The following is a 15,487-nucleotide window of genomic DNA, read 5'->3' as shown; positions in this document are numbered from 1 at the left end:
AGTGAAAGGAGTGACGCCGTGACGCAGCCCTATAACCGCCTGAACAAAGACGATGCCGTCGTACTGCTGGTAGACCACCAGACCGGCCTGATCTCATTGGTGCAGGATTTTTCGCCCAACGAGTTCAAGAACAATGTGCTGGCCCTGGCGGACCTGGCCAAGTTCTTCAACCTGCCGACCATCCTGACCACCAGCTTCGAACAGGGCCCCAACGGGCCCCTGGTCCCTGAGCTCAAGGAAGCCTTCCCTGATGCGCCCTACATTCCGCGTCCTGGGCAGATCAATGCCTGGGACAACGAAGACTTCGTCAAGGCCATCAAGGCTACCGGCCGCAGGCAGCTGATCATCGCGGGTGTGGTGACCGACGTGTGCGTCGCCTTCCCTACCTTGTCTGCGATCGCTGAAGGCTTCGATGTGTTCGTGGTTACCGATGCCTCCGGCACCTTCAACGAAACCGTGCAGCAAGCGGCCTGGGCGCGCATGACCGCGGCCGGCGCTCAGCTGATGAACTGGTTCTCGGTGGCCTGCGAGCTCCATCGCGACTGGCGCAACGACATCGAAGGCCTTGGTCACCTGCTGTCTGAGCGCCTGCCCAACTACCGCAACCTGATGAACAGCTACAGCGTACTGACGTCTCGCTAAGGCTGAGCCCGTGCGCTGCATTTTTGCACCGCACGGGTGAGCAAACACTGCGCGAATACCTGCGCGTGGGCGCCTAGCATAGGCCTATCGCCCCTCGCGCAGGACTCACGCATGCACCTTTCTTCCGCTCCAAAAGCGCCGCCCCCCTGGCTGGCGATCATGGCTGGCCTCTGCGCCAGCCTGGTGAGTATCGGCCTGGCTCGCTTCGCCTACACCCCCCTGATTCCGCCCCTGATCGAAGCCCATTGGTTTCCCCAGGCCCAGGTAGTGTATCTCGGGGTCGCCAACCTGGCTGGCTACCTGATCGGCGCATTGCTTGGCCACCCCCTGGCGCGCCGCTACTCCAACACGACGGTGTTACGGCTGATGCTGGTCGCTGTTACCCTCTCGTTCTTCGCCTGCGCCTGGCCGGTATCCACAGTCTGGTTTTTCGCATGGCGCCTGCTTTCGGGCATCGCGGGCGGGGCGGTGATGGTGCTGGTGGCCGCTACTGTGCTGCCGCATGTTCCCCCGACGCGGCGGGGCCTGGCGAGCGGGGCCATCTTCGCTGGCGTCGGGCTGGGCATCGCCGCGTCAGGCACCCTGGTTCCCGGGTTACTGCATTTCGGTTTGCGGGCGACCTGGCTGGGCCTGGGCACACTTGCACTGGCCCTGACCCTGGTCAGTAGCTTCGGCTGGCCGGCGCCCCACCGGGAGGCCGCCCAGCGGCCCAGCCGCCTGCGGACCAGTCCGGCCCTGGCCCTGCTGTTCGGGCAATACGCGCTGATGGCGGCAGGCCTGGTACCGGCGATGGTATTCCTGGTGGACTACATCGCCCGGGGCCTGGGTGCCGGCACCGGGGCGGCGGCCCAGGCCTGGGTGTGCTACGGCATCGGCGCCATCCTTGGGCCCATGCTGTATGGCCTGTTGGCTGACCAAGTGGGCGCGCGTCCGGCGATTCGCCTGGTGTTAGTGGCCCAGGCCATGGTGGTAGGGGCGCTGCCCTTTACCTCGAGCCTGGCAGGGCTTGCCATGCTTTCCTTGCTGTTGGGTACTTTCCCGCCTGGAATCGTTCCTCTGGCCCTGGCCCGGGTGCATGAGCTTTGCCCTGCCCCGGCGGCCCAGCAGGTGGCCTGGAGCCGAGCCACGGTCAGCTTCGCTAGCTTCCAGGCGCTGTCGGGTATCGGCTACTCGATGCTGTTCACCGCCACTGCTGGCCACTACGGGATGCTCTTCGGTATCGCCAGCGCGGCGCTGGTGGTTGCCTGGCTGGCCCAGGAGATCGCCGGGAAGGTGGGCCGCCCCGCCCAGGCAGACGGGCCGTCGCTGGCGTGAACACAGAGCACCGCGACCCGGGGCTACTTCAGCAGCGGCACCTTGGCTGCCGGATGATACGGCCCGTATAGCGCAGGCGCCCAGTTGAAGCTGCCCCCCACCTGGGTGATATGACCCAGGCCTGGGAAGGGCAAGTGAGCCGCCACCACCCAGCTATGGTCGGCTGCCAGGCTGGGCGATGGCGAAGTACTCCCGGGCCGCCGGCGCGGCCCTGGCCTTGTTCGCCGGGCTTAGCCAATAGTCAGCCTCGTCCTGCTCTACATGCACGGTAGCGTTGGGAAAGACAGCCGCACAAGGGCAAGCAGGCCCAGTGGGCGGGAAACTTGCCGGGAAATGAAGACCACGATCTGTACCTGAAAAGCCGAAGACGCTTCTAGGATCACCGCGCCCCTGGCTGGCGGCTTGCACTTCGGTGCGCGGGTGGCCACGCTGTGCCGCTTTGTTGCGCTCGAACTTGGCGACAGATCGCCCCCCGCTTAGGCTTTGCTGGCCAGGCTCTGCTTTGCCCGGCTCAGCGAGGGGGATCGAGCAGGATGGGCCGAATGAATTGGGATGATAATCGCGTACTGCTTGCAGTCAGCCGTAACGGTACCTTGCGTGGCGCGGCGCGGGCGTTGAACGTCGATCAGGCCACCGTGGGCCGGCGACTGGCCGCGCTGGAGCAAGCGCTTGGCACTACTTTGTTCCTACGCAGTTCCCAAGGCTATACCCTCACCATAGCCGGCGGAATCGCCCTGGAAGCCGCTCGCCAGATGGAGCAGGCCGCATTGACACTCGAGCGGCAGGTCCAGGGCACGGATAACCGCTTGCAAGGCCAGGTACGGGTCGCCTGCACCGAAACCCTGGCGATGGATGTGGTGATCCCAGCCATGGCCAGGCTGTCATTGCGACATCCTGAGCTTGAGGTACATCTGGAGGGGTCAACTCGGCTACTGAGTTTGAGCAAGCGGGAAACCGATATCGCCATTCGCAACGTGAAACCGGAAAACCCGGATTTGATCGGCCGTCGACTCACCCGCTGGCCTGTCGGCCTGTTCGCCTCCAGCGCCTACCTGGCGCGACGCGGCGAACCTGAGCCCGGCTCTGGCTTCGCCGGTCATCAATTGGTGATCTACGCGCCCTACCTGCAGCGTCCCGGCGGGCCAACCCTGGCGGGGGAAGCCATTCACAATGGGGAACTGGTCGCTGCCTTGAGCTCCAGCCTCTTCGTGCGCCGCTGCGTGGAACTAGGCATGGGGTTGGGTGAATTGCCGGTCGTCTTGGCCGAGCGGGCCGGCCTGGTGCGCCTGTGGCCCGACCGCACGGCCAGCCAGGGCTATGACCTCTGGCTGGTCACCCATGCGGACCTGCGCCACAGCGCCCGTGTCCGCGCGGTCATCGACGCCATCACTGAAGCGTTCGAACAGCCTGAGCCAGCGGATCAGCCTTTGCTGTGAGTCGGCGACGAGGGCGCGGGGTGCATGCCGCGTGGCCCCATGATGCCCCAGATCACCAGCCCGACCACAGGGAGGATGAAGATCAGCACCGTCCAGCCGATCTTGGTGCCGGAAGACTTGTCGCTGCGCCAGACGCTGACGATTGCCCAGATATCGGCAAGCAGGACAACGATGCCAATCAGCCCGGAAAGTAACGAGTCCATGGTAGTACTCCTCATAGCCTGAAAGCCCGGGCGACCCCTGTCACCCGATATTACTGTCGGCGTTTATCGCAGCCGATGGTTCAGCGCAGCGGCTCAGCATCGGACGAGCGGTCGGCCGTCAAGGCAGAGCGGAACGCTTGAGCAGGCATTTGATCCAACGGCAAAACCAGCCAAGCACGAGGCGGTGATGGAGCAGGACGAATTTGCCAACCGCAGCTACCCGATTGTCGAAGACATGGCACGCCAGCGTCGGGCCTGGCGCATAGAGCGGGTGGGCTGGTATGCCTTGTTGGCGTTGATCGCGCTGACCTTGCTCGGTCTGTTTTCCAAGGGGCCGCTCTCGACCGCGAAGGCTGTCAGCCCCGATGGCAGCCTGACCGTGGACTATGAACGCTTCAGCCGTAACGGCGCCGAAGAACGGATGATCATTACGGCTCGCGGAAGGCCAGGCCAACACCTGAACGTAACGCTGCCCGGCGAGCTGCTCGAGGGAATGGCGCTAGAAGCGTTACAACCGCAAGCCGGGCCAGCTTCCAGTCGCGGCCGCGACCTGCTTATCCCCTTGCAAGCCGACGCCCAGGGTGATGCGGTGCTCTACCTCACACTGCGCAGTGATGGCGCCTGGTTGTTCAAGGGCGACGTCGGGTTATCCACTGGCGCGCGTGTCGCTGTCTCCAAATTCATCTACCCCTGAACGGAGCCCTACATGGATGCTGCCTTGCGCGCCGCCGCGATGTATGTCGCGCTTATCATTCTGTTCAAGGTCGCCGGCAGGCGATCGCTGGTAGACCTCACCACTTTCGATTTCGTGCTTTTGCTGATCATTGGCGAAGCCACTCAGCAGGCCTTGCTGGGTGATGACTTTTCCTTTACCAACGCGGTCTTGGTCATCGCCACCCTGATCGCCATGGACATTGGCTTCACCCTGGCCAAGCAGCGCTTGCGAAGCCTGACCCGACTTCTGGACAACGGCGCCATGATCCTGGTGGAAAACGGCAGGCCGCTCAGCGCCCGCCTGGCCAGGGCACGCTTGACCGAAGCGGACATCCTGGAGACCGCTCGCTGCAGCCAGGGCGTGGAACGCATGGAAGATATTCGCTTCGCCATTCTGGAGCGCAACGGCAGCATTTCGATCATCCGCAATTGAAGAACCCAAGACCGTGCCAGTTTGCCCACCCCTTCCGGCTCTGCTAACGTCGCTCGGTTGATTAGCTTGCTGAGAGGGCCGCCATGGCCAGAAAGAAAAGCGCTGTGGATTTCGAGCAATCCCTCACCGACCTGCAGACGCTGGTAGAGCGCCTGGAAAACGGCCAACTGTCCCTGGAGGATTCGCTCACGGCGTTCGAGCAGGGCATCCGCCTGACCCGGGACTGCCAGGATGCCCTGGCGGCCGCGGAGGTAAAGGTACAGCAGTTGCTCGAACGTGACGGCCAACTGGTTGAAACGCCATTGGACGTGGATGAAACCGAATGATCGCCAGCTATCAGGCCCGCTGCCAGGCGCGGGTGGACAGCGCCCTCGAGCGCCTCTTCCAACCCGGCCTGACGGAATTGGCCAGGCTGTACCAGGCCATGCGCTACAGCGTGATGAACGGCGGCAAGCGAGTCCGCCCCTTGCTGGTCTACGGGGCCTGCGAAGCCTTGGGTGGGGATCCCGCGAACGCTGACGGCGCGGCGTGCGCCGTGGAACTCATCCACGCCTATTCCCTGGTTCACGATGACCTGCCGGCCATGGACGATGATGACCTGCGTCGCGGCCAGCCGACCACCCACAAGGCCTTCGACGAAGCCTGCGCCATCCTCGCCGGCGACGGTCTGCAAGCCATGGCGTTCGGTGCCTTGGCCGACCCCGCCCTTGGCTGCCTAAGCGATGCTACCCGGCTGCGCATGGTCAGCGCCCTGGCTGTGGGAGCCGGGCCGGCTGGCATGGTCGGTGGCCAGGCGATCGACCTGGGTTCCGTGGGCCTCAAGCTGGACCAGGCCGCCCTTGAGCAAATGCATCGGCACAAGACCGGCGCCCTGATCGAGGCCAGCGTGGTATTGGGCGCCCTGGCCAGCGAGCGCGCCGTTGAGGCGGACCTGGTGGCGCTGCGTACCTATGCCCGTGCCATTGGCCTGGCATTCCAGGTACAGGACGACATTCTGGACGTAGAAAGCGATACGGCTACCCTGGGCAAGCGTCAAGGGGCGGATATCGCCCGCGACAAGCCGACTTATCCCGCCCTGCTGGGAATCGATCGGGCCAGGGGCTATGCCCATGAGCTGCGCGACCAGGCCTTGCAATCCTTGAGTACCTACGCAGAGGCCGCCGAGCCCTTGCGAGCGCTGGCCTGCTATATCGTGGACCGGCGCAATTGAAGCCCCTCGGGCAAGCTCAGGCTGCTATAGGTCTACGCCATAGGGTAAACTCTTGCCCTTTATGGCTTACAAAACGATCCGCCTGATGCCTACGACGTTCCAAGAGATCCCCCGTGAGCGCCCGCTGACTCCGCTGCTCGACCGCGCCGACACCCCGGACGGGCTGCGTCGCCTGGGTGAAGCCGAGCTGGAAAGCCTGGCTGACGAGTTGCGCCTGGAATTGCTCTACAGCGTGGGGCAGACCGGGGGCCATTTCGGCGCCGGGCTCGGGGTCATCGAACTGACCATCGCGCTCCATTACGTGTTCGATACCCCGCAAGACCGGCTCGTGTGGGACGTAGGCCACCAGGCCTACCCGCACAAGATCCTCACCGGCCGTCGGGAGCGGATGCACAGCCTGCGTCAGAAGGACGGCCTCGCCGCCTTCCCGCGACGCAGCGAGAGCCCGTACGACACCTTCGGCGTTGGGCATTCGAGCACCTCCATCAGCGCGGCCCTGGGCATGGCCATCGCCGCGCGCCTGCAAGGTAGCCCGCGCAAGGCGATCGCGGTGATCGGCGATGGCGCGCTCACCGCAGGCATGGCCTTCGAGGCGCTGAACCATGCGCCGGAGGTCAACGCCGATATGCTGGTGGTGCTCAACGACAACGACATGTCCATTTCCCGCAATGTGGGCGGCCTGTCGAATTACCTGGCGAAGATCCTTTCCAGCCGAACCTATGCAAGCATGCGCGAAGGGAGCAAGAAGGTGCTTTCGCGGCTTCCGGGCGCCTGGGAAATTGCTCGGCGCACGGAAGAGTACGCCAAGGGCATGCTGGTACCCGGCACGCTCTTCGAAGAGCTGGGCTGGAACTACATCGGCCCCATCGATGGCCACGACCTTCCGACCTTGATTGCTACCTTGCGCAACATGCGCGACCTCAAGGGGCCGCAGTTCCTGCATGTCGTGACCAAGAAGGGCAAGGGCTTCGCCCCCGCCGAAGTAGACCCCATCGGCTACCACGCCATCACCAAGCTCGAACCCGTCCCGGCGGCGCCCAGGAAAGCGTCCGGCCCCAAGTACTCCAGCGTCTTCGGCCAGTGGCTGTGCGACATGGCGGTCGCGGACGAGCGTCTGGTGGGCATTACCCCCGCCATGAAGGAAGGCTCGGACCTGGTTGCCTTCAGTGAGCGCTTCCCTGAACGCTACTTCGATGTCGCCATCGCCGAACAGCATGCGGTTACCCTGGCGGCGGGCCTGGCCTGCGACGGCATCAAGCCCGTGGTAGCGATCTACTCCACGTTTCTGCAGCGCGGCTATGACCAACTGATCCACGACGTGGCGGTGCAAGGGCTGGACGTGCTATTCGCCATCGACCGCGCCGGCCTGGTGGGAGAGGATGGCCCGACCCACGCGGGCAGCTTCGATCTTTCCTATCTGCGCTGCGTACCGGGCCTGGTGATCATGGCGCCGAGCGACGAGAACGAACTGCGCCTGATGCTCAGCACCGGCTTCCAGCATCCTGGGCCGGCCGCGGTTCGCTATCCGCGTGGCACCGGCCCGAACGCAAGCATCGAACCTGGCCTGGGCACGGTCGAGATCGGCAAGGGCGTGATTCGTCGTAGAGGCAAGGACGTGGCCATCCTGGTCTTTGGGGTGCAGCTTGCCGAAGCCCTGGCCGTGGCCCAGCGGCTGGACGCCAGCGTGGTGGACATGCGCTTCGTGAAGCCTCTGGATGAAGCCCTGGTCCGGGAGATGGCAAGCCAGCACGGACTACTGGTGACCTTGGAGGAAAATGCAATCATGGGCGGCGCGGGTTCGGCCGTGGGCGAGTTCCTGGCAGCCGAAGGCACTGCCGTTCCATTGCTGCACCTTGGTCTGCCAGATGTTTATGTGGAACATGCCAAGCCGGCGCAGATGCTCGCCGAATGCGGCCTGGATGAAGCCGGCATCGAAGCGGCCATCCGTGCCCGGCTCGCCAAGGTTCCATGACCCTGTGCGAGCCAGCGAAGCTGGCCAATTTGCACAAGCTTTCGGGGCCTTTCGCTGGCTGGCGCTAGTTCCCGCAGGCTCATCCTTGGCCAACTGCCGTGGCTACGAGGGCCGGTCCATCATGTGGCCAAGCTTGCCCGCCTTGGTGGCCAGGTAATACTTGTTGTGGGGGTTGTGCCCGGTATGCAGCGGTACCCGCTCGGCCACGGTGATCCCCATGTCTGTCAATGCCTTGACCTTGCGGGGGTTGTTGGTCATCAAGCGCAGGGCCTTGATGCCCAGGTGCTCCAGCATCGGCAGGCAGATGGAATAATCCCGCTGGTCGGCCGCGAAACCCAGGCGCTCATTGGCTTCGACAGTGTCGGCGCCGTTGTCCTGTAGCTCGTAGGCGCGGATCTTGTTCAACAAGCCGATGCCCCGCCCTTCCTGTCGAAGATAGAGCAATGCGCCACGCCCCTCCTTGGCAATGGCCTGAAGCGCGGCTTCAAGCTGAGCACCGCAATCACAACGCTGGCTGAACAGCGCATCGCCAGTCAGGCATTCGGAATGGACCCGCCCCAGTACCGGTTGACCATCGGCTACATCGCCCAGGGTCAGGACAACGTGCTCGCGACCTGTAGCCTCTTCGAAGAAGCCATGCATGGTAAAGGTGGCGAAGGGGGTGGGCAGTTTGGAAGCTGCAACGAAAGCGACGGGCACCGGGTGCTCCTATCTGTCATCAAATGAAAACAGCCGCGGGATGGCCACCGCTCGACACGCTGGCCCTGGGCAAAGATGTCACATTGTAACATCGGCCCGATGGCGCGCTCAGTTCAAATTTTCGACCTTACCGATCACAAGCTTCTATGGATGTCTTGCGTGGCATCGGCTCGTGGCCAAAGGGGTAAGCCATCTTCCAGCGGCGGTAGAGGGGCTTCAAGGCCCCACTGGCGACCAGCTCGGCCATGCGCTTGTCATACACCTTGCACAGCTCGCGCCCGCGCGGATTATTGGCGAAGCCCAGGTACAGCGGCAGGTCGATCAGGTGAGTGAGGCGATAATGTGAGGGGTCCGCCTCTTGCTGCTGGATGAAGTCCATCTCCTGCTCAGCATCGATGTAGAAGTCCGCATGACCGCGCTTGAGCATTTCCAGGATGCCGTTGCGCCGCTCGATATGCTCGTAGTGCTTGATGCCCGGCAGGTAGCGCTGGAACTCGTAACCCCGCACCCAGGCCAGGCGAGCATCGCCGAGCGTGGCCAGGGTCGGTGCCGGGTGGCTGGCCAGGCTCAAGGCGTAGATGTGATCGGTATCGTAATGCCAGCTGGGGTACAGGGCATCACGCTCGTTTTCATAAGAGCCCACCCAGGCGTCCGCCTCGCCCCGCTGAACCAGGCCTACCGAACGCAGGTAGGGTTCGATATGCCACACTACCTTGTAGCCGGCAGGCTCGAAGATGATACGTATCAGGTCCCAACCCAGGCCAGTGCCGTCTGCGGAGGTGTAGTCGTTCCACGCCTCGCTGACGACTTCCACGGTTCCTGGCTTGGGCTCGGCCGTCGCGATGGGCGTGAGGCAGGCGGCCACGCCCGCCCAGCACAGCGCGCGCAAGCACTTGAACAGGGGCCAGGCCCCTTGGCGCCAATCCATGCGGCCACCCTCATTCAGGTAAATAGCAGAACCAGCCCTTGCATCGCCAGCCAGGCGAAGACGCCGGCGATCAGGTCGTCGAGCATGATGCCTATGCCGCCATGCACGTGGCGATCCACCCAGCGGATCGGCCAGGGCTTGAGGATATCGAAGAAGCGAAACACCAGGAAACCGGCAACCAGCCAATACCAGCCCTCGGGCACGAGCCACAGGGTGATCCACATGCCGACCATTTCATCCCAGACGATGCCTTCGTGGTCATGCACGCGCAGGTCGTCGGCCACCTTCCCGCAGAGCCAGAAGCCGAACAGCATGGTCACGCCCAGCATGAGCCAATAGCCCCAATCTGGCAGCATCTGCCACAACGGAATGAAAGGTACCGCAACCAGCGAGCCCCAGGTGCCGGGCGCCTTGGGCAAGGTACCCGAGCCGAAGCCAAAGGCGAGGAAGTGCCAGGGGTTGCGCCATACCGAAGGCGGCACGAACTCCGCGGGCACCTGGTTCGGATGATCTGTCACGGTCGCTCCCGAAAATGTTGATAACCCCGCTGGCCTGGCGTTACATCCAGGCCTTGCTCATCGACCAGGCAAACCCCTTCGCCAGCCAGCACCTGACCGATGACTCGCACGCCAGGTTCCAGGCTGACCACAGCAGCCAGATGCTCAGCAGGCAGGGTGAAGGCCAGCCGGTAATCGTCGCCGCCACCGAGCGCCGCTTCCAGTGCGGCGGCGGGGGGAAGAAAGGCACGTAGAGTATCAGACAGCGGCAACCGCGATTGTTCGATGCGCATCGCCACCCCCGAGGCCGTGGCCATGTGGCCGCAGTCGGCGAGCAAGCCATCGGAGATGTCCAGGGCGGCGGTGGCTTTGCCGCGAAGCGCCAGGCCGAGGGTGAACTGGGGCGGCGGTGCCCAATAATGGGCCAGCAGCGGGCCAGCCACTGCCTCGCTGGCCGAGCGCTCGCCCAGTACCAGCGGCAAGGCTCCCGCAGCGTCGCCCAGGGTACCCCCCACGCACACCAGGTCACCCGGCCGGGCACCGGCGCGGGTCAAGGCCTGCCCAACGGGCACGCCGCCAAATACGGTGAGGGTCAGGCTCAAGGGCCCTCGGGTGGTATCGCCACCCGCCAGGCGCAGGCCGCAGGACTGAGCCATGGTGTCCAGCCCCTGGGCAAAGTCCTGGAGCCAGCTGGCGTTCACCTCCGGCAAGGTCAGCGCCAGGGTGAAGCCCAAAGGCGCGGCCCCCATCGCGGCCAGGTCGCTGGCGGCGACCGCCAGGGCCCGCTGGCCGAGCCTGGCGGGCGGCGCATTCCGGGGAAAATGAACACCTTCCACCAGGGTGTCGGTGGAAACTGCCAACTGCTCACCCGCGGGCGGCGCCAGCAAGGCGCAGTCATCGCCAATGCCCAGCGCAACGCCGCCGCCTGGCCGCGCGCATGCCGCCGCCGCGAAGAAACGGCGGATCAGCTCGAATTCACCGAGCGCCACGACCCTTAGCGCTTGTGTGCGTTGACTTCGGGTGCCCGCAACTTGGGCGCCAGCTTGTCCAGTACGCCGTTGACGAATTTATGGCCGTCAGTGGCGCCGTAGATCTTCGCCAGTTCGATGCCTTCGTTGATGACCACACGGTAGGGCACGTCCACCCGCTTGAGCAGTTCGAAGGTCGACAGGCGCAGCACCGCCAGTTCTACCGGGTCCAGCTCTTCGAGGGCCAGTTCCATGCAGGGCTTGAGGCTGGCATCGATTTCACCCTTGTTGGTGGCCACGCCATGCAGCAGTTCGCGGAAATAGGCGCCATCGACATCGCTGAAGTCGTTGTCCACACGGAACTGGGCTTCGATTTCATTGAGCGAGTGCCCGGCCAGTTGCCACTGGTACAGGGCCTGGGTCGCCATTTTCCGCGCCTCACGCCGCTTGGCGCTCTTGCTCTTGGCCGTAGCCGGGTCTTTGGGTTCGCGCGGGTTGAAACCGTTGTTTTCGTCGCTGATCACTTGGCCTCCAACTGCGCCAGCAGGCTGACCATTTCCAGGGCGGAGAGCGCGGCTTCGGCGCCCTTGTTACCGGCCTTGGTGCCGGAGCGCTCGATGGCCTGCTCGATGCTATCGACCGTCAGCACGCCAAAGGCTACGGGCACGCCGAACTCCATGGACACCTGGGACAGGCCCTTGGTGCATTCGCCAGCCACGTATTCGAAATGCGGGGTACCGCCACGGATGACCGCGCCCAGGGCGATGATCGCGTCGAATTCGCTGCGCTGGGCGACCTTCTGGGCTACCAGTGGAATCTCGAACGCGCCGGGGGCGCGGATGATGGTGATGTCGCTTTCATCGATGCCATGGCGCACCAGGGCGTCGACCGCGCCGCTGACCAGGCTTTCCACGACGAAGCTGTTGAAGCGGCCCACCACTAGCGCATAGCGCCCCTGGGGGGCAATGAAGGTACCTTCGATGGTCTTCAGGGTCATTCGGCATTCTCGTATTAAAGAGCCAGGCCGCGCGATGCGGCCTGTGATAAGTAAAGTCGAAAAGCAGGCGCGCGGCCTGTTTATTCGGAGGGCACGTATTCTACAACTTCCAGGTCGAATCCGGATATCGCGTTGAACTTCATGGGCGAGCTCATCAGGCGCATCTTGCGCACGCCCAGATCACGCAGGATCTGCGAGCCCGCCCCCACCGTGCTGTAGGTATTGGGTTTCTTCACCGGTACATGCTCGGTGGCTTCGCGAATATGGGCCAGCAACTGATCACCATCGAGCGGATGGCCTAGAAGCAGCACCACCCCGGCGCCGGCTTCGGCTACCTGGGTCATGGCCGCCCTGAGGCTCCAGCGGCCAGGCTGGCGAACCATCAGGAGGTCGCGCAGCGGGTCCATGTTATGGACGCGAACCAGCGTGGGTTCGTCCGCTTTCACCTTGCCCAGGGTCAACGCCATGTGCACGTCGCCTTCCACCGAGTCACGATAGGTCACCAGGTTGAACTGACCCAGCTCGGTATCCAAGGGTTGCTCGGATACTCGCAGCACGGTGCGCTCGTGGATCATGCGGTAGTGAATCAGATCGGCGATGGTGCCGATCCTGATCCCGTGCTCGGCGGCGAAAGCCTCGAGTTCAGCCCGACGGGACATGGTGCCATCGTCGTTCATCACCTCGCAGATGACCCCGGCGGGCTCGAACCCGGCCATGCGCGCCAGGTCGCAGGCAGCCTCGGTATGCCCGGCGCGGGCGAGCGTTCCACCGGGTTGCGCCATCAGCGGAAAGATATGACCGGGGCTGACGATGTCTTCGGCCACGGCGTCCCTGGCGGCGGCCGCCTGCACGGTGCGGGCCCGATCGGCGGCGGAAATCCCGGTGGTCACGCCTTCGGCGGCTTCGATGGAAACGGTGAACTTGGTGCCGAAACCGGAGCCATTGCGCGGCGCCATCAGCGGCAACCGCAGCGTTTCACAGCGCTCACGGGTCATGGGCATGCAGATCAGCCCACGGGCAAAGCGCGCCATGAAGTTGATGTGCTCGGCCTGGCAGCATTCGGCGGCCATGATCAGGTCGCCTTCATTCTCTCGATCTTCGTCATCCATGAGGATGACCATCTTGCCCTGACGGATGTCTTCGACCAGCTCTTCGACGGTATTGAGCGCCACGAGGCACCCCCTTGTGTTATTTGAGGTAGCCGTTGGCGGCCAGGAAGCTTTCAGTGATGCCGCCCTGGCCTGGCTCGGCGGCTTTGTCGCCCAGCAGCAGCCGCTCGAGGTAGCGGGCCAGGAGGTCCACCTCCAGGTTCACGCGGCGGCCAGGGCGGTAGTCGGCCATGATGGTTTCGGCCAAGGTATGCGGGACGATGGTCAGCTCGAAATCGGCGCCGTTGACTGCGTTGACGGTGAGGCTGGTGCCGTCGACCGTGATCGACCCCTTGTGGGCGATATAGCGGGCCAGAGCCTTGGGCGCGCGAACGGTGAACTGCACCGCCCTGGCATTATCGCTACGAGCGATGATCTCGCCCACGCCATCCACGTGACCGCTCACCAGGTGGCCGCCCAGGCGACTGCTGGGGGTCAGCGCCTTTTCAAGGTTGACCGGGCTGCCGACTTTCAGGTCATTGAAGGCGGTGCAGTCGAGAGTTTCCCGGCTGACGTCAGCCCAGAAGCCATCGCCGGGCAACTCCACGGCGGTCAGGCAAACGCCATTGACCGCGATGCTGTCGCCGAGCTTGACGTCGGCCAGGTCCAGCTTGCCGGTGTGCACGTACACCCGCACATCGCCGCCCTTGGGCGTGAGGGCACGAATGCTGCCAATGGATTCGATGATACCGGTAAACATGAGGACCTCCGGAAAACGGGAATTATACGGGGCGAGCGAGCGCGGGCACGGCGATGACCTGCCAGTCGTCGCCCACCGCGCGCAGCCGAGTGATCTTCAAGCGGGGCGCCTCGGCCATGCGCGCCAATGGCCAATCCAGCAAGGGCCGCGCGCTGGAGCCGAGGAAGGTGCCGGCCATGAACAAGCGGTACTCATCCACCAGCCCCGCTTGAGCGAAGGCGCCGGCCAGGCTTGGACCGGCTTCGACCAACACCTCGTTGACACCGCGCTGCGCCAGCGAGCGCAATAGCTCGACCAGGTCGCAGCGACCGTTGTGGCCCGGCGCACACAGGATTTCGGCGCCCATGGCGGTATAAGCCTGCGGGTCCACGGGTGGCGTCGCGCAGACCACCAGCGTGGGGCCGGCCTTGAAGAAAGGCGCGTCCAGGGGTACCCGCAGCCGACCATCGACCAGAACCCGCAGTGGCTGGCGACTGGCCGCGAGCGCGGCTTCGGCTTCGCCAAGGCCCAGCTCCTCCGGGCGTACGGTCAACCGGGCGTCATCGGCAAGCAGGGTATCCGCGCCACTGAGCACTACGCTGGAGCGGGCACGCAGGCGCTGCACTTCACGGCGTGCCTGGGGCCCGGTTATCCACTGGCTTTCGCCGCTGGCCATGGCCGTGCGCCCGTCCAGGCTCATGGCCAGCTTGACCCGCACGAAAGGCAGGCCGCACTCCATGCGCTTGATAAACCCGGGGTTCAAGGCCCGGGCTTCGCCCTCCAGCACGCCACTGCGTACGACAACCCCTGCCGCGGCCAGCCTTGCCAGCCCCTGGCCCGACACTTGCGGGTTCGGGTCCTGCATGGCTGCAACGACGCGGCTTACCCCGGCAGCGAGCAAGGCGTCGGCGCAAGGCGGCGTTCGTCCGTGATGGCTGCAGGGTTCCAGGGTCACGTAGGCCGTGGCGCCAAGCGCGGCTTCGCCGGCCTGGCGCAGCGCATGTACCTCGGCGTGAGGCTCCCCGGCGCGTACATGCCAGCCCTCTCCCACCACCTGTTCGCCCTGGGTGATCACACAGCCGACTCTGGGGTTTGGGTGGGTGGAATACAGCCCGTGCCGCGCCAGCTCCAGGGCGCGTGCCATGAATCGGTGGTCGAGGCTGTCCTGCAGGGGGGTAATCATTTGCTGGCCGGCTCCCGGGCCAGGCGGTCGAGCTCTTCGCGGAACTCATCCAGTGCCTGGAAGCGACGGTACACCGAGGCGAAACGAATATAGGCCACTTCGTCGAGCTTGCGCAGTTCCGCCATTACCAGCTCGCCAACGACGAGGGATTTGACTTCCCGTTCGCCCGTGGCACGCAATTGCCCCTTGATATGACCCAAGGCGGCTTCCAGCCGCTCGATGCTCACCGGGCGTTTTTCCAAGGCTCGCTGCATGCCGGCGCGCAGCTTTTCTTCGTCGAAGGGCTGGCGGCTGCCGTCTTGCTTGATCAAGCGAGGCAAGACGAGCTCGGCGGTTTCGAAGGTGGTGAAACGTTCGCCACAGGCGACGCACTCACGGCGGCGGCGGACCTGTTCGCCTTCGGCGACCAACCGCGAATCGATGACCTTGGTGTCGTTGGCAGCGCAGAAGGGACAGTGCATGGC

At 64.4% G+C, this 15,487-nt stretch carries 19 protein-coding genes and 1 pseudogene; 8 read left to right on the top strand and 12 right to left on the bottom strand.

Going from position 1 to position 15,487, the window contains the following annotated elements; genetic code table 11:
* The first annotated feature begins 18 nt into the window (after positions 1 to 18).
* Together ycaC and ACP691_RS00420 are read left to right on the top strand one after the other, a co-directional pair.
* Positions 19 to 642, top strand: a complete 624-nt coding sequence (gene ycaC / locus ACP691_RS00425; protein WP_426152395.1) for an isochorismate family cysteine hydrolase YcaC — start codon at positions 19 to 21, stop codon at positions 640 to 642.
* A gap of 111 nt (positions 643 to 753) precedes the next feature.
* Positions 754 to 1,956 carry a YbfB/YjiJ family MFS transporter gene (locus tag ACP691_RS00420; protein ID WP_426152393.1) on the top strand — a complete coding sequence of 401 codons (1,203 nt, stop codon included), beginning with the start codon at positions 754 to 756 and terminating at the stop codon, positions 1,954 to 1,956.
* A gap of 23 nt (positions 1,957 to 1,979) precedes the next feature.
* Here ACP691_RS00420 and ACP691_RS00415 read toward each other — a convergent pair.
* Positions 1,980 to 2,123 (bottom strand): annotated as a pseudogene (locus ACP691_RS00415) (MBL fold metallo-hydrolase); the annotation flags it as partial.
* A gap of 375 nt (positions 2,124 to 2,498) precedes the next feature.
* Here ACP691_RS00415 and ACP691_RS00410 point away from each other — a divergent pair.
* The gene (locus ACP691_RS00410) at positions 2,499 to 3,392 is read left to right on the top strand and encodes a LysR family transcriptional regulator (RefSeq protein WP_426152391.1); all 894 of its coding nucleotides are present in this window, start codon (positions 2,499 to 2,501) and stop codon (positions 3,390 to 3,392) included.
* On the opposite strand, the gene ACP691_RS00405 is transcribed toward ACP691_RS00410, so the two are convergent.
* Entirely contained in the window at positions 3,377 to 3,595 is a 219-nt protein-coding gene (locus ACP691_RS00405; RefSeq protein ID WP_040261556.1) for a PLD nuclease N-terminal domain-containing protein, read from the bottom strand. The two genes, ACP691_RS00410 and ACP691_RS00405, sit on opposite strands and share 16 nt — an antisense overlap.
* 187 nt (positions 3,596 to 3,782) lie before the next feature.
* Between ACP691_RS00405 and ACP691_RS00400 the strand changes: the two genes are divergently transcribed.
* From ACP691_RS00400 to dxs, 5 genes are all read left to right on the top strand, one after another.
* Positions 3,783 to 4,289, top strand: coding sequence for a hypothetical protein (locus ACP691_RS00400; RefSeq protein WP_426152388.1), 507 nt, complete (start codon positions 3,783 to 3,785; stop codon positions 4,287 to 4,289).
* Between the two features lie 12 nt (positions 4,290 to 4,301).
* Complete coding sequence (locus ACP691_RS00395) at positions 4,302 to 4,742, top strand: DUF421 domain-containing protein (RefSeq protein WP_426152386.1); 441 nt, start codon at positions 4,302 to 4,304, stop codon at positions 4,740 to 4,742.
* Between the two features lie 83 nt (positions 4,743 to 4,825).
* Positions 4,826 to 5,068 carry an exodeoxyribonuclease VII small subunit gene (locus tag ACP691_RS00390; protein ID WP_040261553.1) on the top strand — a complete coding sequence of 81 codons (243 nt, stop codon included), beginning with the start codon at positions 4,826 to 4,828 and terminating at the stop codon, positions 5,066 to 5,068.
* Positions 5,065 to 5,952: a (2E,6E)-farnesyl diphosphate synthase gene (gene ispA, locus ACP691_RS00385; protein WP_426152384.1), complete on the top strand. Its 888-nt coding sequence runs from the start codon at positions 5,065 to 5,067 to the stop codon at positions 5,950 to 5,952. Before ACP691_RS00390 ends, ispA begins: the two co-directional genes overlap by 4 nt.
* Positions 5,953 to 6,037: 85 nt before the next feature.
* A complete protein-coding gene (gene dxs / locus ACP691_RS00380; protein ID WP_426152382.1) occupies positions 6,038 to 7,924 on the top strand; it encodes a 1-deoxy-D-xylulose-5-phosphate synthase in 1,887 nt (628 codons plus the stop codon).
* 102 nt (positions 7,925 to 8,026) lie between these two features.
* Here dxs and ribA read toward each other — a convergent pair whose 3' ends face one another.
* The 10 genes from ribA to nrdR form a co-directional block, all read right to left on the bottom strand.
* Positions 8,027 to 8,623: a GTP cyclohydrolase II gene (gene ribA, locus ACP691_RS00375; protein ID WP_426152380.1), complete on the bottom strand. Its 597-nt coding sequence runs from the start codon at positions 8,621 to 8,623 to the stop codon at positions 8,027 to 8,029.
* A gap of 127 nt (positions 8,624 to 8,750) precedes the next feature.
* Positions 8,751 to 9,551, bottom strand: a complete 801-nt coding sequence (locus tag ACP691_RS00370; protein WP_426152378.1) for a substrate-binding periplasmic protein — start codon at positions 9,549 to 9,551, stop codon at positions 8,751 to 8,753.
* Positions 9,552 to 9,565: 14 nt separating this feature from the next.
* Positions 9,566 to 10,069 carry a phosphatidylglycerophosphatase A family protein gene (locus ACP691_RS00365; RefSeq protein WP_426152376.1) on the bottom strand — a complete coding sequence of 168 codons (504 nt, stop codon included), beginning with the start codon at positions 10,067 to 10,069 and terminating at the stop codon, positions 9,566 to 9,568.
* On the bottom strand, positions 10,066 to 11,037 hold the full coding sequence (gene thiL / locus ACP691_RS00360; RefSeq protein WP_426152374.1) for a thiamine-phosphate kinase: 972 nt from the start codon (positions 11,035 to 11,037) through the stop codon (positions 10,066 to 10,068). The genes ACP691_RS00365 and thiL overlap by 4 nt, the downstream gene beginning before the upstream one ends.
* Before the next feature lie 5 nt (positions 11,038 to 11,042).
* The gene (nusB, locus tag ACP691_RS00355) at positions 11,043 to 11,540 is read right to left on the bottom strand and encodes a transcription antitermination factor NusB (protein WP_040261546.1); all 498 of its coding nucleotides are present in this window, start codon (positions 11,538 to 11,540) and stop codon (positions 11,043 to 11,045) included.
* Positions 11,537 to 12,013 (bottom strand): 6,7-dimethyl-8-ribityllumazine synthase, encoded by a 477-nt coding sequence (gene ribH, locus ACP691_RS00350; RefSeq protein ID WP_426152372.1) that lies wholly within the window; start codon positions 12,011 to 12,013, stop codon positions 11,537 to 11,539. Before ribH ends, nusB begins: the two co-directional genes overlap by 4 nt.
* Positions 12,014 to 12,093: 80 nt before the next feature.
* Positions 12,094 to 13,185, bottom strand: a complete 1,092-nt coding sequence (gene ribBA, locus ACP691_RS00345; protein ID WP_426152370.1) for a bifunctional 3,4-dihydroxy-2-butanone-4-phosphate synthase/GTP cyclohydrolase II — start codon at positions 13,183 to 13,185, stop codon at positions 12,094 to 12,096.
* A 16-nt stretch (positions 13,186 to 13,201) separates the two neighbouring features.
* The gene (locus ACP691_RS00340; protein ID WP_426152368.1) at positions 13,202 to 13,861 is read right to left on the bottom strand and encodes a riboflavin synthase; all 660 of its coding nucleotides are present in this window, start codon (positions 13,859 to 13,861) and stop codon (positions 13,202 to 13,204) included.
* Between the two features lie 22 nt (positions 13,862 to 13,883).
* The gene (ribD, locus tag ACP691_RS00335; protein WP_426152366.1) at positions 13,884 to 15,023 is read right to left on the bottom strand and encodes a bifunctional diaminohydroxyphosphoribosylaminopyrimidine deaminase/5-amino-6-(5-phosphoribosylamino)uracil reductase RibD; all 1,140 of its coding nucleotides are present in this window, start codon (positions 15,021 to 15,023) and stop codon (positions 13,884 to 13,886) included.
* Positions 15,020 to 15,484 carry a transcriptional regulator NrdR gene (gene nrdR / locus ACP691_RS00330; RefSeq protein WP_040261541.1) on the bottom strand — a complete coding sequence of 155 codons (465 nt, stop codon included), beginning with the start codon at positions 15,482 to 15,484 and terminating at the stop codon, positions 15,020 to 15,022. The genes ribD and nrdR overlap by 4 nt, the downstream gene beginning before the upstream one ends.
* Positions 15,485 to 15,487 lie beyond the last annotated feature (3 nt).

It is taken from the genome of Pseudomonas sp. DC3200b2 (assembly GCF_049895785.1).
In the GTDB taxonomy this organism is placed as follows: domain Bacteria; phylum Pseudomonadota; class Gammaproteobacteria; order Pseudomonadales; family Pseudomonadaceae; genus Aquipseudomonas; species Aquipseudomonas massiliensis.
Note: the sequence above shows the minus strand (reverse complement) of the source record. Positions and strands in the feature narration are given on the sequence as shown.

Coding starts and splice junctions, on each gene's coding strand:
- ACP691_RS00420 (WP_426152393.1), top strand. CDS start 754: ATGCACCTTTCTTCCGCTCCAAAAGCGCCGCCCCCCTGGCTGGCGATC.
- ACP691_RS00410 (WP_426152391.1), top strand. CDS start 2,499: ATGAATTGGGATGATAATCGCGTACTGCTTGCAGTCAGCCGTAACGGT.
- ACP691_RS00405 (WP_040261556.1), bottom strand. CDS start 3,595: ATGGACTCGTTACTTTCCGGGCTGATTGGCATCGTTGTCCTGCTTGCC.
- ACP691_RS00400 (WP_426152388.1), top strand. CDS start 3,783: ATGGAGCAGGACGAATTTGCCAACCGCAGCTACCCGATTGTCGAAGAC.
- ACP691_RS00395 (WP_426152386.1), top strand. CDS start 4,302: ATGGATGCTGCCTTGCGCGCCGCCGCGATGTATGTCGCGCTTATCATT.
- ACP691_RS00390 (WP_040261553.1), top strand. CDS start 4,826: ATGGCCAGAAAGAAAAGCGCTGTGGATTTCGAGCAATCCCTCACCGAC.
- ispA (WP_426152384.1), top strand. CDS start 5,065: ATGATCGCCAGCTATCAGGCCCGCTGCCAGGCGCGGGTGGACAGCGCC.
- dxs (WP_426152382.1), top strand. CDS start 6,038: ATGCCTACGACGTTCCAAGAGATCCCCCGTGAGCGCCCGCTGACTCCG.
- ACP691_RS00370 (WP_426152378.1), bottom strand. CDS start 9,551: ATGGATTGGCGCCAAGGGGCCTGGCCCCTGTTCAAGTGCTTGCGCGCG.
- ribH (WP_426152372.1), bottom strand. CDS start 12,013: ATGACCCTGAAGACCATCGAAGGTACCTTCATTGCCCCCCAGGGGCGC.
- ACP691_RS00340 (WP_426152368.1), bottom strand. CDS start 13,861: ATGTTTACCGGTATCATCGAATCCATTGGCAGCATTCGTGCCCTCACG.
- ribD (WP_426152366.1), bottom strand. CDS start 15,023: ATGATTACCCCCCTGCAGGACAGCCTCGACCACCGATTCATGGCACGC.
- nrdR (WP_040261541.1), bottom strand. CDS start 15,484: ATGCACTGTCCCTTCTGCGCTGCCAACGACACCAAGGTCATCGATTCG.